This is a genomic window from Burkholderia sp. PU8-34, from assembly GCF_053427725.1.
On sequence record NZ_JBSAXC010000003.1, the window covers coordinates 34,035 to 55,251 of the forward strand.

Here is a 21,217-nt window from a genome sequence, read left to right on the forward strand (position 1 = left end):
TTACTGGCCCGAACATGCGCTAGCCGCGCGACGCGTACGGGCACGTCGCGGCGCCGCCGTGCACGTGGCCGACGTCGGGCAGAAGCCGATCCGGCGAGCCGGCGAGCGTCGAGTAGAGCGCACGATAAGCGCCGACCATCCGTTCCTGCGAGTAATACCGCTCGACGCGCGCGATGCCGGCGCGCTGCGCGGCGTGCCACGCGTTCGCGTCGGCGAGCAGGCCGAGCGCCTCGCGCGCGAGCGCGACCGGGTCCGCGATCGGCACGACCCGGCCGGCCGAGCCGAGCGCGGCATCGTCGGCATCCGCGCCGTGTATCAGCTCGCGGCAGGCGCCGACATCGGTCGTGACGACCGGCACGCCGGCGGCGAATGCCTCGAGCACCGCGAGCGGCAGTGCCTCCGAGATCGAGCTCAGCACGAGCACGCCGATCTTCGGCAGCAGATCGTCGATCCGTTGCATCCCGAGCAGCGTCACCTTGCGCGCGAGACCGAGGCGCTCGATCAGGTCCCGGCACTCGGCCACGTATGACGGATCCTCGCTTTCGGGCCCGGCGATCCATGCTTCGGCGTCCGGCATTTCCCGCACGACGGTCAGCATCGCGCGGATGAAGGTCTTCACATCCTTGATCGGCACGACGCGGCCGATCAGGCACAGCACCTTCGGCACGTCCGCAGGCCGTTGCGCGCGCAGCGGCGCAAGCTGGCGCAGATCGACGCCGTTCGGGATCGTGCGGGTCTTCGGCGCAGGCGCACCGTCGAGCAGCTGGCGGCGCCGGTTGCCTTCGTACAGCGCGACGATGTCGTCGGCGGCCGCGTAGGTCATCCGGCCGATCGATTCGAAGAAGCGCGCCCACATCTCGTGGAAGTAGCCGATGTGCGATGCGTCGTATTCGATCAGGTTGCGGTTGTCGTGGATCCACTGGCTCTGGAACAGCTCGATCTTGCGTTCCTTCGTGTAGATCCCGTGCTCGGAGATCAGCAGCGGCCGTCCCTGCCGGTGCCGCAGCAGCGCGCCGAGAAACCCCGCGTAGCCGGTCGACACCGCGTGATACAGGCGCATCGGGATCAACTGCTCGGCGATACGCGCGAGCTGCCACAGCGGCCGGTGCATCAGGCGCACCGACCAGAAGTAGTCGGAGAACGACGGATCGCTGCAGTGCACGCGATACTGCTCGGTCAGGAATGTCCACGCTTCCTGGCTGTACAGGAATTGCGCCTCGTCGAGCCGGTGCTCGTCGGTCAGGTCGTCGACGACGCGCCGCACGAGCTTGTTGTCGAGCTGCATGTCGTTGGGCCGGCGCAGCTGTTCGTGCAGCAGCGCGACCCGTTCGAATGCTTCGCGGTCGATGTGCGTCGCGCGCGCATGTTCGGGCGGCGGCGCGCCCTCGTACAGGTAATGGTTCTCGAGGTGGACGACATTGGCGGGCAGCGAATACGCCATCTTCGGATAGTCGTCCGGCTTGCTGCCGAGAAAGCACAGGCCGAACGTGTATTCCGGAAACGCGCGGATGATGTCATGCACCCACGACGACACGCCGCCGCTCACATACGGATACGTGCCTTCGAGCAGCAGCCCGATATCCGCGAACGCGGCGCGCGGCAGCACGTTGCCGAGCGCGTCGGTGACGGTGTCCGGGCGCTGCTTGCCGGCGCGCGTATCAAGACCAGTTTCGCGCATCATGATGGACGTTCCTCGTCACGTGTTCCAGTAGTCGGCGATCGGCGCGAGCAGGTGCGGCGGCACCGGCGGCATGTTGTCGAGATGGCGTCGCACGGCCGCGTAATCGTGCCGCCGGTACGCGATCTCGGCGAGATACGGCAGCACGCGCATGCGCGGAAAGCCGCAGGCAATCGCCTTCGTCAGCATCGCCTCGGCGTCGTCGAGGCGGTCGGTCTGGAACGCGAGGCGGCCGCGCAGCCGCCAGAGCGCGCCGTCGCCCGGCTGGTGATGCAGCGCGCGCGCCGCGTGCGCATCGGCCTGCTCGAGCGCGTTGCGGTAGACGTCGCCGTCGACGAGACGCGCGTAGACGAGCTCGCTGTAAAGCTCGGCGAGCGTCTTGTCGACACGGCAGCGTTCGTCGTCGGACAGGCGGCGCGCGAGCTTCGCGCGTTCGATGCCGATCTGCTGCGTCACGCGCTTCTCGCTCTTGTCGAGCATCCCGTATGCGAGCAGGCGCACGTCGTCCGCAGGATCGTTCAGCAGCGCGTGCAGGATCGGGCTCGCCGCGCGCACCGGCATCGTCTGCATCGCGACGAGCGCCGTCACGCGATGACGCACGGCGATCCGGCGATTCATCAGGCCTTCCCTGACCTCGTGCTCGTGCGCATACGACAGCGTCGCGAGCAGGTGCGGCGCGAACTGCGGCTCGCGCACGAGCTCGATCAGCGCGCCTTCGTCGAGGCGCGGGAACGCGAATTCGCGCACGCGCGTCGCGAGGCGCGCGATCGCGTCGGCGGCCGAGCGGCCGGCATCGCGTGTCGCGCGCAGCGTGCGCAGGCCGGGCCATGACGCCTGCCGTCGGGACGGTGCCGGCGCCGCCGACGACGCGGCGTGGTTCAGGTGCGCATGCGCATCGCGCGACGCGCGGGCGGATTTAGGCGGGATCATCGCAGTCGGCCAGCAGTTGGCGCAGCGCGCCGTCGGACGGCGTGCCGGCGAGGGAAACCCGGCGCGTGACGACGCGCGCCTCCGTGAAGCCGATGCCGAACTGGTTGCGGACATCGGTTTCGATCCGCTGCAGCTGCGCTTCCACGGCGGCGTCGCAGCTGAGCGGCATGATGAAGATCAGCCCTTGCTTGCCGCCGATGTTCACGATCCACTGCACATGAAAGTCGAGATTCGTGCGCTCGACGTAGTCGAACATCGCCTGGGCCTGCCTGCTCGCGTCGAACAGCAGCATCACGACCGACGACGCGACGCCGCTTGTGCGCTGCAGATCGGCGAGGCGCGCGTATTCGAGCGCGAAGTCGTACGGGCAGTCGGGATACGCCTGCAGCACGTCGCGGGTGATGGCCGCGTGCCGCACGCCGTTCGCGTAGTAGCTGCACATCACGAACATCAGTTGCAGATTGTCCGCGGTCAGCGCGAGGAACGGCAGTTCGGACACGACGAGCGCCCCGACGACCGCGTCGTCCGCGCCGATCAGCGGCGCGCACGCGACATAGCGGGTGCGGGCGCGGTCGCGTACGTCGATCGACTGCAGGTGTGCGAGCGCGAGTTCGTCGAGCGCGGTGGTGACGAGCGGGTCGCCGGCGTCCAACTCGAACGCGCGGCCGATGCCCGCGATCGGCGTGGCGGCCAGCGTGCCGTCGTGCCACGCGTGGATCTGCGCGGCTTCGATCTGGCATGCCTGCGTGACGGCTTCAAGGAACGCCTGCGCGCCGGGCAGCGGCGCGGTCGTGTCGCTGCCGGTCGTGCCGCTCCAGGACGTGCCGCGCAGCGTGATGTCGCGCAGGCGCGCCAGTGCGTCGCGCAGCGTCGCCGGCCTGACGAGCAGATCCTGTTCGAGCTGGTCGTGCGACAGCCGCAGCAGGAACTGGTTGTTGGTCAGCACGGACAGCCGCTCGCTGAGGTATGTGTTCGACACGCGGGCCTGCGACAGCCGCGTCGCCCACGTGTCGCTGAACTGGCCGGCGACGAGCATCGTGATGAAGCCGCCGACGAAGAAATCGCGCGGGAACACATCGGCGAGCGGCAGTCGCGCATAGAACACGACCCACGCGGCGAACAGCAGCGCGCCGCCGCCGAGGCCGCCGACGGTGCCGTAGCGCAGCGCGACGAACAGCGGCAGCAGCCACAGCCACGGAAACGCCTTGCCGATCAGCAGCGGATCGGCGGGCGACAGCACGCGGCACAGCGCGAACACGGCAACGGACAGCACGAGCGTCTCGAGCGCGACGTACGACGCCGAATGCTCGCGGGGCAGCAGCGACGCGAAGCGCGCCACCGAAGTGAGACGCGGGAAGCGCGAGCGCCGGCTCGCCGGCTGCACGCGAGGACGCGCGTCGATCTCCGCGTCGAATCGCGTCGTTTTGGTGTCAATGGCCATCGATAACCTCGCGCTGTCGTTGTTATGTCGATCTGCGCGGTCGCCACGCGGGCGGCGACCGCGCCCCTGCTGCCATGCGGCGTCTCACCAGGCCGGGCCGGGCACGGTGACCGTGCCGCCTGCCGGCAGTGCGATGCTGGAAATCGGCTGGCCGCCGTACGTCTCGATGCTCGTGCCGTCGCTGATGCCCGTCACGGGCACGGTGGCGGCTTTCGTCGTCGCGAGCCGGATGCTGTTGCCGGACGCGCCGAGCAGCAGCGTGCCGGCGGCGCCGGACGCGTTGTACGCCATGCGCGCTGCCATCGCGACACCGATGCCGTGTTCGGCGACACTCACGACCGGCAACGCGAACAGCGCGTTGTACTTGGCGAGCGTCGCCGTGATCAGGTCGCCGAGCAGCGTCGACGTGCTGAGCAGCGCGTACTGCGCCATGTTCGTCTGGTGGAACATGATCGGGTCGATGTCGTACTTCAGCATGTGTCGTTACCACAGCTTGCGGACGGCCTGCTGCGGCTGCGTCGGATACGCCGGCGGCTGGACCGGCCCGCGCTCGACCTGGTGCTTGATCTTGACGGCGAGCAGCGACGACGTGCTGCCGGACGGGGTCTGGGTGGACTGCGGGGTGGACTGTGCGAGCGGACTGGCCAGGCCGGCGGCGAGCGCAAGCACGATGCCGCACGCAGCAACGGTTTTTCGACCGGGCTTGCAAGAGGTTCCCGAAATCATGATCGATGCTCCGCGTAGAGGCGGCGCCGGGGACGTGCGCCGTCGATGCTACCCCTCGCGTCGACGCAAGTAACGTACCAGTGATCGGGCCTCCTTGCGCAACGCGCGCCGGACGGCGCGCGGCAGCGATGCGCGCAACGAATCGCACGGGTTTTGTTTCATGGTTGATACGCCGGAACCGGTCTCTGCCCGCTGCGCGCCGGCGTGCAGTTCGGCCTGCATGTGGGGCGGCATCCACCGCATGCACGTGCAACGGCTTCGCGCGAATGCCGGAAATCGGAGCCGAAGACGCACGCGCGACCTGATCGCGGCGGCACGTAACAGTTGTGCAACAGGGCAGGATGCGTGCATGCGCACTACGGGAAAGTACGCCCCGATGTTTCGCGATCCTGCACGGTTTGTCGCCTTGAACTTCGAAAATTCTTGGTCTATTTCTTCATCCAAGGCGTTGCGCTTTGATGCGCGACCGATTCGATCGCGCGACGCGTTCCGTGTGGAAGTGGCAGTCGATCGCCGGAACAGGGATGAGGCGTCGCGACGCAAAAGACAACTCAGGGGTTTGCCGTGCAGAGCCTATCGCCAGGCCCGGGGGGCATGGTCATGTTGGGGAGGATCAGACGTCATTTGGCCGGCGTGCGCGCGCTCGTCGCGTGCCTCGCGCCGCTGTCGGCGTCTGCGCATGCAGCGACTCCCGACACGGCGCCGCTTCCAGCCGAATCCGCCACCGCGTTCGCGGCGCCGCTTGTCGCGGCCGACGCGGCGCAAGCGCGCACGGGCGACACCACCGTCGTGGCCGCCGCAGCGAACGCGCCGCTGCCAACCTTCGCGTTCTTCTACGGCGCGCACGTGCCCGTTGCCGCGCTGTCGTCGTTCGGCAGCGTGGTCGTCGAACCCGACAGCGATTTCGATCCGCATGCGGCCGATACGCCGCACACTGCGTGGCTTGCGTACGTGAGCGTCGGCGAGGTGAGCACGACGCGCGCGTACTTCAACGAGATTCCGAAGGCCTGGCTGAACGGCGAGAACCGCGCATGGGGCTCGCTGGTCGTCGACCAGGCGGCTCCGCAATGGCCGGCGTTCTATGTCGATCACGTGATCGCGCCACTGTGGGAGCGCGGCTTTCGCGGCTTCTTCCTCGATACGCTGGACTCCTACCAGATCGTCGCGAAGACCGATGACGAGCGCGCGCGCCAGCAGGCCGGCGTCGTGGCGGTGATCGAGGCGATCAAGGCGCGCTATCCGTCGGCGCGCCTGATGCTGAACCGCGGCTTCGAGCTGCTGTCGCGCGTGAACGCGCTCGTGTACGCGGTCGCATTCGAGTCGCTGTATCGCGGCTGGAGCCAGGCACGGCAGCGCTACACGGAAGTGTCGCCGGCCGATCGCGCGTGGCTGATGCAGCAGGTGGAGACGGCGAAGGCGTACGGCTTGCCGGTCGTGTCGATCGACTACTGTCCGCCTGCCGATGCCGCCTGCGCGCACGATACCGCGGCGCGCATCCGTGCGGCCGGCGTGATTCCGTACGTGACGGGGCCGGCGCTCGACGTCGTCGGCATCGGCGCATTCGCAAGGCGCCTGCGCGCGCCGGCGTTCGGGTGGCGCGACGCCGCACCCGTGGTGCGCGAGGCGGTGGGGTGGTCGGGCGCGCATGCGGCCGGTCCTGTGCAACACGTCCACATGGAAGCCGACCGTGCAAGCTGACCGAAAAAGACTCGTATCGCCGCTCGGGATCGCTGGCTTCGGCGCAGCGGTCACGCTGTCGCTCGCCGCCGTGTTCCCGCGCGGCACGCTCGAACGCGCGCTGCTCGAAAGCCGCGAGGCCGATACCTTGACTGTCGCCTACCTGCGCGCGTGGCTGCGCGCCGATCCGAACAACGCGGGCGCGGTCGAGCATCTCGCGCGCGAATACATCGACGAAGGACGCTACGACGATGCGGAGCGGCTCGTCGCGCAACTGCGGGCGTCGTCCGACGCCGACGTGAAGCAGCGCGCGATCCTGGCCGACATCGGCATTGCCGAGCGGCGCCTGTATTCGCTGCCCGAAGGCGCGCCCGAGCGCATCGGCCGCATCGCGAAGCTCGACGCGCTGCTGAGCGGCGCGGTCGACGTGCCGTGGCCAGCGCTGCAGCTTCAGCTGCTGGCGGTCAAGGCGCTCGCGCTGAACGACGGCGGGCTCGCCGCGCGCTATTACCACCGGCTCGCGTCGCGCGAGCCCATGCGGGCGACATACTGGCTCGGCAAGGAGTCGGCCGCGCAGCTCGCGAGCGGGCACTACCGCGAGGCGGCGGACGCGTCGTTCGCCGCGAGCGCGCGCGCAGCGTCGAAAGGCGAACAGCGCGCGTTCTTCTTCGCGGGCCTGCGCGCGCTGCAGGGCGGCAACCTGCTCGGCGATGCGATGCTGGCCGCGCGCGAGCACATCGGCGAACTCGCGAACGACGCGCGCACGCTGCGGTTCCTGATCTCGCTGTCGCTTGCGGCGGGCCGTCCCGATCTCGCCTCCGACTACACGAACCAGCTCGTGAAGCTGCATGGCGCGTCGAAACATGCGGAGGCGGCGCCATCGGCCGAGCATCACGCAGCCGACGCACCGCACATCATGTTCGCGGTGTGGCGCGGGAGCGACCGGGCGCGCATCGTGCGCGTCGCGCAGGCAGCCAACGTGCAATCGGTGCAACCGTCCGACGAGGAGGACGACACAGCTGCGCCGGCACCGGGCAAGGCAGCGGGGAATGCGGCCGGGAAGGCCGGCGACGAGGCCGCGCCGTCGGACGACGAACTTGCGTACAAGGTGTACCTGCAGAACAGCAAGCTGCGCGAAGCGGAGGAGGTGGCGCGCAACGCGCTCGCGCGCGATCCGGGCTCGGTGCCGTGGCATGAGCGGCTCGCGCAGGTCGCGACCTGGAACAACCGGCCGCGCGTCGCGCTCGACGCATACCTGTGGCTCGCGAAGACGCGCAACGACGAGGCGTCGTGGCAGCAGGTGCTGCGGCTCGCGCCTGCGCTGCGCGACGATCGCGCACTGCTGGCCGCGATGCAGCACGAACTCGACCGGAGCGGCGGGAAGGTCGACCGCCGCAAGCAGCTCGAATGGATCGACGCGTACGTCGCGATCGAAGAGGGGCGCGCCGATCCGGGCGCTGCGATCCGCTTCCTCGCGATGCAGGCGCACGGCGCGCTGCGGCAGCCGGTGCTGGAACGCACGGCGGCGCTCGCGGAGCGCACCGGCGACGACGCGCTCGCATTGCGCACGTGGCAGACGCTCGAACACGATTACGGGCCGAATTCCGCGTATGCGACGAAGATCGCGGTGGCGCTCTATGGCCAGCATCGCTATGCGGACGCGCTGGCTGCGCTCGAGAAGGCGAAGCCAGCGACGGAGGGCGGCGCGGACACCGTCCAGTACTGGCGGCTCTATGCGACGTTGGGCAAGCTTGCGGGCAAGCCGGACGTCGTCGTCGAAGGGTCGCGGCACCTGCTGAAGAGCGGCCGCGAAACACCGACCGATCTCGAGCAGATGATCGACGCGCTCGACACGCAGCCGCTCGACGCGGGCCGCGTCGCCGAATACGCGTACCGCCGCACGGGCGAGCTGCGCGACCTGCGGCGCGCGGTGTACTACTACACCCGCGCGCGGGCGTACGAGCGGATCAGGACGCTGCTCGACTCGCTGACGCCCGCGCAGGCCGCGGTGGCGGAGCGCGATCCCGACTACCTGATGGCGCGCTCGCAGTACTGGCGGCTCGTCGGCGAACCGGCACGCGCGCTCGACGACGTGCGCGCGGTGCTGCGGATCCAGCCGGACAACGCGAACGCGCAGGTCGCACTGATCTGGCTGCTGAACGACTCGGGCAGCGATACCGAGCTGCGCGCTGCGCTGCGCACCTACCGGTCGCACGCGACGGGCGACACGCCGCTGACCGCGGCGTATGCGGCCGCGTACCTGCGGCTCGGCGACGCGCGCGCGGCGTTGCATTTCCTGCGCCAGAACCTGCCGTCGCATCGCGACGACGTGCTGTGGCGGCTGACGGTGGCGGACGCACTCGAGCTGTCCGGGCAGACCGACGAGGCGTGGCAGATCCGGCGCACCGCGTGGAAGATGCTGCACCGCGAACGGATCGACGTGCGCCGGCCGTCACGAATGACGCCCGACGAATACGACATGGCGCGCGTGCGCTTCATCGCGCTGACCGACCGCTTCGCCGGCGGCGACGCATCGAAGCGGCTGTTGATCGAGCTGCTGCGCAAGGACGAGCAGGCGAATGCCGCACCGGCGTCGAAGGTCGAGACGGACCTCGGCGACCTGTCGATGCTGCCGCCCGCGACCGCGGCGTCGCTGGCCCGCCGCAACGCGCACTATTCGGCGGCCGCGCGCGAGGCGATGCTCGCGTGGAGCCAGTCGCACGACGCGTACGACTTCGAGCGCGACTGGCTCGCGTGGCACTACACCGAGCGCCTGTCGCAGCCGTACTATGCGAACGCGGCCCTTGCGCTCGCGGACGACAACACCGCGAAGCTGTCGCAGATGCTCGACGACCCTGCCGACCCGCTGCCGACGTCGGAAAAGATCGCTGCCGAGCAAGGCGCGGGCCGCGTCGAAGCCGCGCAGCAGGACGCCGCGCAGGCGCAGAACCTGCTGCCGGACAACGACGCGATGCACGCGACGTACGTCGACTCGGTGCTGCCGACCGCGCAGGCGATCGCGCCGGGCTTCCGGTATCTGCATACGGGGCCGCTGCTGTTCTACGAGACCAGCATCGGCGCGGGTGTGCGCATCACGCCGACGCTCGCGTTCGCGTTCCGCTACGTCGACCGCGCGCAGCACGGCGACACCTCGCTGCCCGGCGTGCCCGGCAAGGACCGGAACTTCGAGGGCGTGCTGCGCCGCTACGGCACGATCGACCGCGAAGCGCTCGTGATCGGCCGCCGCGATGCGCTGCGCGACTTCACGACGGTGCGCATCGAAGGCTCGCTGTTCGACGGCCGGCCGCTGAGCTTCACCTATTCGATCGGTCGCAACCAGGAGGCGACGGAATCCGCGCAGCTGCAGGTCGGCGGCGTGAAGGACAACGTCGCCGCCGCGGTCGCGTTCCAGCCGGACCCGCACATCTTCACGCGGGCGCGCGTCGAATACGCGCGTTTCCTTGGTCAGGACCGCTCGTATCTCGGGCACGGCACGCTGATCACCGCGGACGGCGGCTACAAGCTGCGCATCGCCTATCCGGACTTCACGGTGCGCGTCGCCGTCACGCACGGCGAGTACACCGCCAATGGTTCCCCTGGTGCGCTGCTGCAGCAGCTGGTGCCGAATGGCGAGCCGTTGACGGCGTCGCAGTTCGTGTCGAGCACGTTCACGCAGGTCGCGTTGCTCGCCGGCTTCGGCAACGGGCTGATCGACGGCTATTCACGCCGCTGGCGGCCCTTTCTCGAGGTCGGCCCGTTGTACGACTCGCACGCGAAGTGGGGCGAGCGCGTGACGGCGGGCGTCGTCGGCAGCGTGATCGGCAACGATCAGGCCGGCCTCTATATCACCCATGCCAGCGCGTCGGCGAACCATTCGACGCCCTTCACCGAAGTCGGGATCCGCTATCGCTGGATGTATTGACCCGGAAACCAAGGAGAGCGAAATGAACGAGAGCGCAACGCCGCATGCGGCGGACAAGCCGGCACGGCATGGATGGACGGCCCGCCGCTGGTGCATGGCGCTGGCGGCGGCGGGCGCGCTGCTCGCCGGCTGTGCGCAGGTGGACAGCGGCCCCGTGTCGCCGTTCGAGGCGACCGGCGGCAACAGCGACTTGCGGATGGCGAACACCGGCTGGGCGATCCTGCCGATCGAGAACAACACCGAGACCGCGAACGCCGGGCAGCGGGCCGCGTCGATCGTCGCCGGCTTCCTGCGCGCGCAGGGCTATGCCGACGTGCGCGAGTACCGCGCGCCGGGCGATGACGGCATGTTCACGGACTGGACCGGCACCGACCTCGGCAAGGCGAAGAAGTGGGCGACCGACAATCACCTGCGCTACGGGCTGACGGGCGCGGTGAACGAGTGGCGTTACAAGGTCGGGGTTGACGGCGAGCCGGCGATCGGCATCGCGCTGCAGATCATCGACCTGCAGACCGGCGCGGTGGTGTGGAGCGGCACCGCGAGCCGCACGGGCTGGAGCCGCGATGCGGCAACGAGTGTCGCGCAGGGGCTGGTGCGTCAGCTGCTGGCACCCGTCGTCGGATCCGGCAACCGGCACGCGAGTTCGTAGCGCGTACGCGGCGCCTGCGGGGCGCCGCACAGAGTGGAACCGGAGGCGGGCGATGCGCCCGGCCTCCGGCCGTCACGCGCAACAGGCGCGCGACGTCGGGCGGACAGCGGGGGTATTACAGGCCCCAGTAGCAGACCTCGTTCTGGCCGGAGCTCGCATCCGACACATACGGCGTGAAGCCATGCGAGCGGCTCGACGTGTACGCACTCGACGCATCGGTCGTATCCGTGCACGAACCGACGTAGTCGAGCGTCGCGATCCAGAACGGGTGGCCGCCCGGAGTCAGGTTCATGCCCTTCCAGTTCAGCAGTTCCTGCTGCGCCTGGCTGTCGAAGGTCGGCTTGTAGACTTCCTCGTGCGCGATGCCGTCGAGCAGGCTCGCGAACTTCACGCCGCCGGTGGTGCCGAGACGCGTGACGTCGCTGGTCGCGTTCTGCATCACGATCAGCAGCTTCGGATACTTCTGGCGCAGCTTGCGCACGAGGTCGAGGCCGCCCTGGCTGCACGCGGCGTCGCACGGGCCGTTGGTGGTCGACGTGCCGTGCTCGACGATCTCGAGGTTGTCGAGGTAGAAGCCGTCGGCGCCCTGCGCGACGAGGCGCGGCGCGACGAAGTTCAGGATCAGGTTCTGGTAGTCCGCGTTGCCGACGTTCATCCACGTCTCGTCGGAGTAGCCCTGGTACGAACCGAGCTGCGCGGCCTTGTTCGCGCCGCACGACACGAAGCCGCTCGGCACGCTGTTCCAGTAGTCACGCCAGTGCTCGCACGAGCCGAGGTTCAGGTAGCTCAGCACCTTGTTCTGGCCGTTGTTCTTCAGCGTCACGATGTCGCTCGGCACGAAGTTGCCGACGCCCGGATCGAGGTCGACGTCCATGATCCGGAACGTGCTGGCCGAGCGGTTCAGGTCGATGGTCGTGTCGTCGCCGTAGTATGACATCCACGGCGACTGGACCGCGAAGCCGGGGCCGCTCGACGCGGTCGTCGTCGTGGTCGTATTGGTCGTGCCGGTGCTGGAGGTCGTGCTCGACGAACTCGTCGACGTGCCCGAGCCCGTCGACGACGTGGAGGTCGAGCCGCTACGGCTGCCCCAGCCGCCGTTCCAGCTCAGGGCGCTCGCGGATTGGGTGCCGCCGTCGTCGCCGCCGCAGGCGGCGAGCATCACGGGGACGATGAGGGATAGGACCAACGGGGCAATTCTTCGCATCGGATTATTCCTGTTCAGTTCAGTTCGATTGGGCGGTTGCATGGCAACCCGGGACACCCCCCACGCCACGCCGCGACGCACCGGGGCGCGCAGAGGCAGCGCCCGCATGTGTGTCCGGAACCGTAATCGAGGGGATCTGCAAACGACGTCCGGCCGGTCTGCCGTGGCACCGGCGAGGCCGAACGTGGGGCGGTTTTGGACGCCGCCAACTCTCCGCCGCCGCATGCGTATCGCGTACGTTTCGCGCGCGCCGGCTTGATGGAGAGATCGAGGTTGTTATTGATTAGACCAATTGACCTTTAAATCTGATGATTTAAATTAATTGGAAACCGACTTTAACCGAGCAGGGTTTTTGCAAAGGTAACGAGATGTGTGTCGCGTAACAACGCGTAAGGACAGACGAATCGGCATGCAAATGCGTGACGCCACGCGGTGCCGGTGTCCCGCGCGGCGAGCTTCAGGTATCGCGTGAACGCGAAGCGATTACCGCTGGTTACGGTTTCTGTTACAAGTCGGCCTGGCGGCCTTGCATGGAACGATACGACCCCCAGCGATTCGCGCGCGCGAAGGTGCCGACGTCGTTGAAGCGCACACCGACTTCGCGCAGCGCCGCATGCGCGGTCTTCGCGGTGAGCTGGCGGATATAGAAGGGGTCGCGCACCACGAAGTGATGGATCTCATGCGTGCTTTGGGGCGTCGGGTTGGCGTCACGTCAAGCGAACGGCGGTGACGGGAGATGGCAAGCGCAATCGCGCAGACCCGCCAGCCGCCCTGCGTCACACGAACTCGACCCAGTTCGCGCCGCGCCCGCCGTTCGCGCGCGCAACGAGCGACAGCGTGCCGTTGTCGGGTGCGATCGCATAGACCGACACGTGTTCCGACTGTTCGCCGCACGCGACGAGATACCGCCCCGACGGATCGATCGCGAAGCCGCGCGGCTGCGTTTCGGTCGCCGTCGCGTGCACGGGGGCGAACGTGCCGTCCGCGTTGCGGAGAAAGCAGATGAGCTGGCTCGTCGTGCGCTCGGACACATACGCGAAGCGTTCGTCCGGGCTCAGGTGCAGGTCGGCGGCCCAGACCGCCGGTTCGGCCGGCGCCGGCGGCCGCGCATGGCCGGACGCGAGTTGCGCGAGCGTGGCGGGGCGCGCCGAGATGCGCGCGTCGCCGAGCCGGCCGCTGTCCGGGTCGCGCGCGAATACGGCGAGCGTGGCTTCGAACTCGCTGACGGCGACGAGCGTGCGGCCGTCGCGTGTCAGCCGCAGGTGGCGCGGCCCGAAGCCGCGTGCGACGCGCGCCTCGCCGTGCTCGATCACGCGGATGCCGCGCATGTCGTTGACGAGTTCGAAGCAGAAAATCCGGTCCGAGCCGAGCGAGCTCACGTACGCGAATCGGTCGTCCGGCGACACGATCACCGCGTGCGCATTGGGGATGCCGCCGATCACCTGCAGCGGCACGCCGTCGCCGGCGCGCACGCGTGCGGCGTCGTAGAGGCTCAGCGAATGCCCGCCGTACGACGCGCCGAGCAGCCACCGGCCGCTGCCGTCGAGCGTCAGGTACGCGAGGCTCGCGTCGATCGCGGCGGAGGCGACGCGCGCGAGCGCGCCGGTGCCCGGTTCGACGTCGAACGCGACGATCGCGGGCCGCTCACCGCGCGTGGCCGCAAAGAGCCGCGTGCGGTCGGCGGAGCGCGCGAGCGGCATCACGACGTCGCCTGCCGGATGGAAGCCGAGCGGCGCCAGCGTGCCGCTGCCGGCATTGACGGAGAAGGTCGCGAGATGGCCGTCGGTCGCATTCGAGACGATGACGGTGAGGCGATCAGTGTTCGGCATGGCGGAGCATCGGGGCACGCGTGAAGGACTCGTCGGCCGGCAGGCCGCGCGGCGGATCACCGCGCCGGTGCGTGCGGGCGAACAGCGCGGCGACCGCGGCGACGAGGGACGCGACCGCGAGCGCATACAGGCCGCCCGTGATCGAACCCGTATGTTGCTTCAGATAGCCGAATGCCGTCGGCGCGACGAAGCCGCCGAGGTTGCCGATCGAGTTGATCAGCGCGATCACGGCCGCGGCGACGCGCGTGTCGAGATAGCCCTGCGGGATCGGCCAGAACAGCGACGACGCGGCCTTGAAGCCGAGCGCCGCGAAGCAGATCGATGCGAACGACCACACCGGGTCGTGCGACGTCGACGCGAACAGCCCGCAGGCGGCGAGCACGAGCGCGAACGCGAGCCAGCGCTGCGGGTGCTTCCATTTCGCGGACAGCACCGCGAAGCCGTACATCGCGCCGATCGCGATCATCCACGGAATCGTGTTGTAGAGCCCGACCTGGAAGTCGGTGAGGCCGCCCATCTTGCGGATGATCGTCGGCAGCCAGAAGGTCGCCGCATAGATCGTCAGCTGGATCGAGAAGTACAGGAAGCAGAACAGCACGATCTGCGGATCCTTCAGCAGCGCGATGCTCGGCACGTGCACGTGCGATCGTACGTCGCGTTTCGTCCGCTCTTCGTCGAGCGCGGTTTCGAGCGCGGTGCGCTCGTCCGGCGTGAGCCAGGTCGCGTCGCGGATGTGCGATTTCAGCAGCAGCCAGCTCGCGCCGCACAGCACGACCGAGAACATGCCTTCGATCACGAACATCCACTGCCAGCCCTGCAGCCCGAGCCCGTGGATCGACAGCAGCGCGCCCGTGACGGGCCCGGACAGTACCGACGCGAACGCCGAACCGCCGAGGAAGATCGCCATGGCCTTGCCGCGTTCCTGCGGCGGCAGCCATTGCGTCAGGTACAGCACGACGCCGGGGAAGAAGCCGGCCTCGGCCGCGCCGAGCAGGAAGCGCAGCACATAGAACGACGTGTCGTTCCACACGAACGCCATCGCGGCCGCGACGATGCCCCACGTCGCCATGATCCGCGCGAGCCAGACGCGCGCGCCGTAGCGCTGCATCAGCAGGTTCGACGGCACCTCGAACAGCGCGTAGCCGACGAAGAACAGCCCGGCGCCGAGCCCGTAGGCGGCTGCACCGATCCCGATCGACGCCTCGAGATGGCGGTCGACGAAGCCGACGTTCACGCGGTCGATGTAGTTGGCGATGAACATGATCAGCACGAGCGGCAGCACGTGCCATTTCACTTTCGAGACGGCGGACGCGAGCGGGTCGCGGCCGGCCAGGGCGGGCGAGGGCGTGGTCAAGGGTGTCTCCGGGCGGGGTGCGGCAGGCGGTTCGGTGCCGGTGTGGTTAGGCTAAGTAGTATGTCGTCGTACAACATGTTACGCTTTGCTGACGCACATGACGCCACGGGTTTACCCGAAATCGGCGGTTTACCGGAGGGTGGGGTGAGAGTGGCTGTGGAAATTCAATGTTTTGATGTCTGATGACGGATGATGTTGGCTGGCTGGCGGAGCACGTCGCCCGCCGCCCGCGTCACGCCATCGACACCACGCTGTTGAGCAGCGTCTTCACGAGCACGGCCTGTCGCGTCGCGCCGGTCTTCGCGAAGATTCCGCGCAGGTGCGCGCGCGCGGTGTTCTTCGTGATCCCGGCGGCAGCGGCGGCCTCGTCGAGCGTGAGGCCGTCGACGAGCAGCAGCGCGATCTCGGTCTCCATCGGCGTCAGGCGGAACAGCTTGTGCAGCATGTCGCGCGACGTCTGCGGCGACGACGCCGGATCGCGGACGAACACGGCAATCGCCGGCCGGTGCCGCCGGTCCTCCGCGCCGCGATAGGGCGCGAGCGGCCGCAGCAGCACGTTGAGCGGCATTGCGCCGCCGGGGCGCGACAGCGTGGTCGCCTCGATGCGGCCGAGCGCGCCGGCGCGGAAGTGGTCGAGCGCCGCCTGGATCGCCTTCTGCAGCCGGCGCTCGTCGAGCGGGCACGACGCGTGCAGGCGGTCCTGGCGCACGCACAGGCCGTCCTGCCGGTCGAGCAGGCGCTCCGCGATGCGGTTGCGCTTCATCACGCGGCCTTCGTCGTCGAGGATCGCGGTGCCGACGTCGAGGCGGTCGATCGTGCCCGCGTACAGCGCGCGCTCGGCGTCGACCACGTCGAGCGTCGCGTGCAGCTCGACCGCGCGCTGCAGGTGCGGCAGCAGCACCGCGACCCGCGCGCGCTCGGCCGCGTCGAAATCGCGGCAGCCGTGCGCGCGGCTCACGAAGAACGCGCATTCGACGCCGCGCTCGCCGCGCAGGTTCGCGCCGAGGATGTAGCGCAGGTCGAGCGGCTGCAGGTATTGCCGGTAGAAGTCGTGCGCGCACCACGCCGCTTCGCCGAACAGCGCGTCGGCGGTGAACACGTGGCCGGCGGGCTCGTCGAGAAACGGGCACAGCGCATAGAACTGCTCGCTGTACGACGGCTCGCCGGGCAGCAGCGGGCCGTGCGCCGACGCGTTGATGATGAGGCCGCGCCGCGTGCCGCCCGGGCTGCGCAGCACGAGCGTCGTGAAGCTCGCGTCGAGCTGCGCACGGATCGCTTCGAGAAAGCCGGCCCACGGCGTCGCCTCGGTCGCGCCGCGATAGACGAGCGCGAGCCATGCATCCAGGTCGCGCGCGGTCCACGCGGCATCGTCGAAGCAGTCGTGGGTGGCGTCGCCGCCGCAGGACGGAACAGCGATCCGCATGCTCGCAATCTCCTTGAACGGAATCAGGGGGGCCGTTCGAGCATACGGATCCGGCGGCGGCCCGCGTCATCCGAACGGAGTAGACGGCGCGGGCAGCGCTCAGGCCGGTTCAGGCCCCGTTCACACCGTGCGCTCAGGTCGTACGCTCATGCAGCAGGTACGCGACGATGCGCGCGGCGGCGTCCTCCGGCGATTCGGCCACCGTGTCGACGCGCAGCTCCGGATGCGCCGGCGCTTCGTATGGCGAATCGATGCCGGTGAAGTGCTTCAGCTCGCCGCGCCGGGCCTTCTTGTACAGCCCCTTCGGATCGCGTTCTTCCGCGACCGCGAGCGGCGTGTCGACGAACACCTCGACGAACTCGCCGGGCCCGACGAGCGCGCGCGCCATGTCGCGTTCGGCGCGGAACGGCGAGATGAACGACACGAGCGCGATCAGGCCAGCGTCGACCATCAGCCGCGCGACCTCGGCGACGCGCCGGATGTTCTCGACGCGATCGGCTTCGGTAAAGCCGAGATCGCGGTTCAGCCCGTGCCGCACGTTGTCGCCGTCGAGCAGGTACGTGTGCTTGCCGAGCGCGTGGAGCTGCTTCTCGACGAGGTTCGCGATCGTCGACTTGCCGGCGCCGGACAGCCCCGTCAGCCACACGATGCGCGGCGTCTGGCGATTCTGCGCGGCGCGCGCGTGCCGGTCGACGTCGATCGCCTGCCAGTGCACGTTGTGCGCGCGGCGCAGCGCGAAGTGCAGCATTCCCGCACCGACCGTGTCGTTCGTGTAGCGGTCGATCACGATGAAGCCGCCCGTATGGCGGTTCTGCGTGTACGGATCGAACGCGACCGGCCGGTCGAAGCTCAGGTTGCACACGCCGATCTCGTTCAGCGCGAGCGTGCGCGCGGCGAGCGGCTCGCGCGTGTTCACGTCGATCTTGTGCTTTGGCGTCGCGCACGTCGCGCCGACCGTCTGCGTGCCGATCTTCACGAGATACGGCCGACCTGGCAGCAGCGGCTCGTCGTGCATCCACACGAGCGTCGCCTCGAACTGGTCGGCGACCTCGGGCGGCGCGTCGGCGTGCGCGATCATGTCGCCGCGGCTGATGTCGATGTCGTCCGCGAGCGTGAGCGTGACTGCTTCGCCGGCGCGCGCGACGTCAGCTACGCCCGCCGGCGTGATGACGGACGCGATGCGGCTCTCCCTGCCGGACGGCAGCACGCGCACGCGCTCGCCGACGCGGATCTCGCCCGACGCGACGCTGCCCGCGTAGCCGCGGAAATTCAGGTGCGGACGGTTGACCCACTGGACGGGCAGCCGGAACGGCTCGTCCTGCGTGACGCGCGTGTCGAGCGGCGCCGTCTCGAGGTGCTGCATCAGTGTCGGGCCGCCGTACCACGGCATCTGCATGCTCGGGACGATCACGTTGTCGCCGCGCAGCGCAGACAGAGGAATGCTGACGATTTCCCGCAGGCCGAGCGCCGCGGCGAACGCACGGTAGTCTGCGTCGATGCGCTCGAACACCGCGCAGTCGTAATCGACGAGATCCATCTTGTTGATCGCGAGCACGACGCGCCGGATGCCGATCAGCGCAGCGAGATGGCTGTGGCGGCGCGTCTGCGTGAGCAGGCCCTTGCGCGCGTCGACCAGGATCACCGCGAGATCGGCGGTCGACGCGCCGGTGATCATGTTGCGCGTGTACTGCTCGTGGCCGGGCGTGTCGGCGACGATGAACTTGCGCCGCGCGGTCGCGAAGAAGCGGTACGCGACGTCGATCGTGATGCCTTGCTCGCGTTCCGCCGACAGGCCGTCGACGAGCAGTGCGAAGTCGAGGTCGCCGCCCTGCGTGCCGTGCTTCTTCGAATCGGCTTCGAGCTGGCTCAGCTGATCGTCGAACAGCATGTTGGATTCATAGAGCAGGCGGCCGATCAGCGTACTCTTGCCGTCGTCGACGCTGCCGCACGTGATGAAGCGCAGCAGGTCCTTCGTTTGCGCGTCGTCCTCGACGTGCGCATTTCGAGCAGGGTGCGCGGGCCCGCCGCGCGTGGTGAGAACGTGTGCCATCAGAAATAGCCCTCCTGTTTCTTCTTCTCCATCGAACCGGCCGAATCGCTGTCGATCAGGCGTCCCTGGCGTTCGGACGTGCGCGTTTCCCGCATCTCCTGAAGGATGTCGTCGAGCGACGTCGCATCGCTTTCAATCGCGCCCGTCAACGGATAGCAGCCGAGCGTGCGGAACCGCACCTTGCGCATCTGCGGCACTTCGCCTTCGGCGAGCGGCAGGCGCGCGTCGTCGACCATGATCAGCGTGCCGTCGCGTTCGACGACTGGCCGCTCCTTCGCGAAGTAGAGCGGCACGATCGGGATGTCATGAAGCTGGATGTACTGCCAGATGTCGAGCTCGGTCCAGTTCGAGATCGGGAACACGCGCAGGCTTTCGCCTTTGCGCTTGCGCGCGTTGTACAGCGACCAGAGTTCCGGGCGCTGCCGCTTCGGGTCCCAGCGGTGCTGTTCGGAGCGCAGCGACACGATGCGTTCCTTCGCGCGCGATTTTTCCTCGTCGCGGCGTGCGCCGCCGAACGCCGCGTCGAAGCCGTACTGATCGAGCGCTTGCTTCAGCCCCTGGGTCTTCCAGACGTCGGTGTGCAGCGCCGAGCCGTGCGTGAACGGGTTGATGTCTTGCGCGATGCCTTCGGGGTTGATGTGCACGCGCAAGTCGAGGCCGAGGCGCTCGGCCGTCTCGTCGCGAAACGCGATCATCTCGCGGAATTTCCAGGTGGTATCGACGTGCAGCAGCGGGAAGGGCGGCTTCGCGGGGTAGAACGCCTTCATCGCGAGATGCAGCAGGACCGAGCTGTCCTTGCCGATCGAATACAGCATCACCGGGTTGTCGCTCTCCGCCACCACCTCGCGCATGATGTGGATGCTTTCGGCCTCCAGCCGCTCCAAGTGGGTCAACATCGTTCGTCTCCTTGATTCATGCCGGCGCCGCGCGACGTGTGCGGCGAATCGTGCATGACGCCAAAGGTAGCGAGCGCAGGGCATGTCGCACTTCGTCCGGGTGGACTAAAACTCGGCGCGGCGGTGCAGCGGATCTTTCCTTAGTCCACCCGGACGAAGTGGCGCGCCGTGCGGACGTTTAACGTGGACGCTCGACCATCGGCGGAGACGACACATGACGGACGACACACGTGCCACGCAACTGGCCACGCAACTGCTTTCGGGCCAGACCTGGGCCGATTTCTGCGACACCCTGAAACGCAGCGGCCAGCAGATCCTGCGCGCCGAAGCGCCGGACGATCCGCTCACGCGCGCGGAAGGGTTCCGGTACCTGAGCCGGCTGATGCGCATCGCGCTCGAGATGCACGTCGAGTTCGCGGACGGCGCGTGGCCGGGCTTCTTCTCGCCGTCGCACGAGACCGCGAAGATCGGCGCGGACAACCCCGACAACCTGTACCAATACGCGCGCCTCGACGGCCGCTTCGACTATCGCGTGACGGGGCGGCGCGGCACGGTCGCGTACCTGAGCTTCGGCACGCAGAAGGGCGGCTACGAGACCGACGGCAAGATGCTGCAGACCGGCTTTCTCGACGCGAAGCAGCTCGCGACCGCACCGGACGGCAGCTTCGAGATCGTGCTGAGCCAGACGCCGCGCGCGGGCAACTGGCTGCGCACGGAGCCCGGCACGAACGCGCTGCTCGTGCGGCAGACCTTTCTCGACCGGCGCAGCGAGACGCCTGCGCATCTGAAGATCGAACGCATCGACGCGCAGGACCGTCCCGCGCCGCTCGATCCCGTCGCGCTGCACGGCGGCCTCACGCGCGCCGCGCAGTTCGTCGAGCAGACGGCGCGGCTGTTCGCCGACTGGGCCGCGAGCTACCGGCCGCACGCGAACGCGCTGCCGCCCGCGGACCAGGCGCTGTGCCAGTCGGTCGGCGGCGATCCGAACATCTACTACTACCACTCGTGCTGGTCGCTCGCGGACGACGAAGCGCTCGTGATCGACGTCGAGCGCGTGCCCGACTGCGACTTCTGGAACGTGCAGCTCAACAACTACTGGATGGAATCGCTCGACTACCGCCATTTCGACGTGTGCGTGAACAAGCACAGCGCGAGGCTGAACGCCGACGGCGGCGTGACGGTGGTCGTCGCCGCAGCGGAGCCGGGCGGCGCGAACTGGCTCGACACGGCCGGGCATCGCACCGGCACGATCTGCTGGCGCTGGGTCGGCGCGGCCGAACCCGTGCATCCGCGCACCCGCGTAGTCAAGCTCGCGACGTTGAAGGAGGCGGTATGAACAGCCCCCACGCTCACATTCGTTCGCTGCCCCCCAAGGGGGCGGCTGCCGTCCACGGCCGGCTTTGCAAAGCCGGCCGGCTGCGCAGGCGCGGAGCGGTGC

15 protein-coding genes and 1 pseudogene are annotated in these 21,217 nt (G+C 68.8%); 4 read left to right on the forward strand and 12 right to left on the reverse strand.

Going from position 1 to position 21,217, the window contains the following annotated elements:
* Nucleotides 1–19: 19 nt before the first annotated feature.
* The 5 genes from pelF to ACV22Z_RS08485 all read right to left on the reverse strand — a co-directional run bounded on the left by pelF (nucleotide 20) and on the right by ACV22Z_RS08485 (nucleotide 4,775).
* Entirely contained in the window at nucleotides 20–1,678 is a 1,659-nt protein-coding gene (gene pelF, locus ACV22Z_RS08465) for a GT4 family glycosyltransferase PelF (protein WP_448076373.1), read from the reverse strand.
* A gap of 18 nt (nucleotides 1,679–1,696) precedes the next feature.
* Nucleotides 1,697–2,608, reverse strand: a complete 912-nt coding sequence (locus ACV22Z_RS08470) for a tetratricopeptide repeat protein (protein WP_448075877.1) — start codon at nucleotides 2,606–2,608, stop codon at nucleotides 1,697–1,699.
* On the reverse strand, nucleotides 2,595–4,049 hold the full coding sequence (locus tag ACV22Z_RS08475) for a PelD GGDEF domain-containing protein (RefSeq protein WP_448075878.1): 1,455 nt from the start codon (nucleotides 4,047–4,049) through the stop codon (nucleotides 2,595–2,597). Before ACV22Z_RS08475 ends, ACV22Z_RS08470 begins: the two co-directional genes overlap by 14 nt.
* Nucleotides 4,050–4,133: 84 nt before the next feature.
* Nucleotides 4,134–4,526, reverse strand: a complete 393-nt coding sequence (locus tag ACV22Z_RS08480) for a hypothetical protein (protein ID WP_448075879.1) — start codon at nucleotides 4,524–4,526, stop codon at nucleotides 4,134–4,136.
* A 6-nt stretch (nucleotides 4,527–4,532) separates the two neighbouring features.
* Complete coding sequence (locus tag ACV22Z_RS08485; RefSeq protein ID WP_448075880.1) at nucleotides 4,533–4,775, reverse strand: hypothetical protein; 243 nt, start codon at nucleotides 4,773–4,775, stop codon at nucleotides 4,533–4,535.
* 633 nt (nucleotides 4,776–5,408) lie between these two features.
* Between ACV22Z_RS08485 and ACV22Z_RS08490 the strand changes: the two genes are divergently transcribed.
* Genes ACV22Z_RS08490 through ACV22Z_RS08500 form a run of 3 tightly spaced genes read left to right on the forward strand, consistent with a single transcriptional unit; the run spans nucleotide 5,409 to nucleotide 11,023 of the window.
* On the forward strand, nucleotides 5,409–6,473 hold the full coding sequence (locus ACV22Z_RS08490; RefSeq protein ID WP_448076374.1) for an endo alpha-1,4 polygalactosaminidase: 1,065 nt from the start codon (nucleotides 5,409–5,411) through the stop codon (nucleotides 6,471–6,473).
* Nucleotides 6,463–10,374: a tetratricopeptide repeat protein gene (locus ACV22Z_RS08495; RefSeq protein ID WP_448075881.1), complete on the forward strand. Its 3,912-nt coding sequence runs from the start codon at nucleotides 6,463–6,465 to the stop codon at nucleotides 10,372–10,374. Before ACV22Z_RS08490 ends, ACV22Z_RS08495 begins: the two co-directional genes overlap by 11 nt.
* 22 nt (nucleotides 10,375–10,396) lie before the next feature.
* Nucleotides 10,397–11,023 carry a hypothetical protein gene (locus ACV22Z_RS08500; RefSeq protein WP_448075882.1) on the forward strand — a complete coding sequence of 209 codons (627 nt, stop codon included), beginning with the start codon at nucleotides 10,397–10,399 and terminating at the stop codon, nucleotides 11,021–11,023.
* Between the two features lie 115 nt (nucleotides 11,024–11,138).
* Here ACV22Z_RS08500 and ACV22Z_RS08505 read toward each other — a convergent pair whose 3' ends face one another.
* From ACV22Z_RS08505 to cysD, 7 genes and pseudogenes are all read right to left on the reverse strand, one after another.
* On the reverse strand, nucleotides 11,139–12,227 hold the full coding sequence (locus tag ACV22Z_RS08505) for an endo alpha-1,4 polygalactosaminidase (RefSeq protein WP_448075883.1): 1,089 nt from the start codon (nucleotides 12,225–12,227) through the stop codon (nucleotides 11,139–11,141).
* 505 nt (nucleotides 12,228–12,732) lie between these two features.
* A pseudogene (locus tag ACV22Z_RS08510) lies at nucleotides 12,733–12,915 on the reverse strand (fatty acid desaturase); the annotation flags it as partial.
* Between the two features lie 88 nt (nucleotides 12,916–13,003).
* Nucleotides 13,004–14,056, reverse strand: a complete 1,053-nt coding sequence (locus tag ACV22Z_RS08515) for a lactonase family protein (RefSeq protein ID WP_448075884.1) — start codon at nucleotides 14,054–14,056, stop codon at nucleotides 13,004–13,006.
* Nucleotides 14,043–15,410 carry an MFS transporter gene (locus ACV22Z_RS08520; RefSeq protein ID WP_448075885.1) on the reverse strand — a complete coding sequence of 456 codons (1,368 nt, stop codon included), beginning with the start codon at nucleotides 15,408–15,410 and terminating at the stop codon, nucleotides 14,043–14,045. Before ACV22Z_RS08520 ends, ACV22Z_RS08515 begins: the two co-directional genes overlap by 14 nt.
* 232 nt (nucleotides 15,411–15,642) lie before the next feature.
* Nucleotides 15,643–16,833, reverse strand: a complete 1,191-nt coding sequence (locus tag ACV22Z_RS08525; RefSeq protein WP_448075886.1) for a helix-turn-helix transcriptional regulator — start codon at nucleotides 16,831–16,833, stop codon at nucleotides 15,643–15,645.
* A gap of 133 nt (nucleotides 16,834–16,966) precedes the next feature.
* Nucleotides 16,967–18,883 (reverse strand): sulfate adenylyltransferase subunit CysN, encoded by a 1,917-nt coding sequence (gene cysN / locus ACV22Z_RS08530; protein ID WP_448075887.1) that lies wholly within the window; start codon nucleotides 18,881–18,883, stop codon nucleotides 16,967–16,969.
* A complete protein-coding gene (cysD, locus tag ACV22Z_RS08535; protein WP_448075888.1) occupies nucleotides 18,883–19,863 on the reverse strand; it encodes a sulfate adenylyltransferase subunit CysD in 981 nt (326 codons plus the stop codon). The genes cysN and cysD overlap by 1 nt, the downstream gene beginning before the upstream one ends.
* Before the next feature lie 130 nt (nucleotides 19,864–19,993).
* On the opposite strand from cysD, the gene ACV22Z_RS08540 reads away from it, so the two are divergent.
* Complete coding sequence (locus ACV22Z_RS08540) at nucleotides 19,994–21,115, forward strand: DUF1214 domain-containing protein (protein WP_448075889.1); 1,122 nt, start codon at nucleotides 19,994–19,996, stop codon at nucleotides 21,113–21,115.
* The last annotated feature ends 102 nt before the right edge of the window (nucleotides 21,116–21,217 follow it).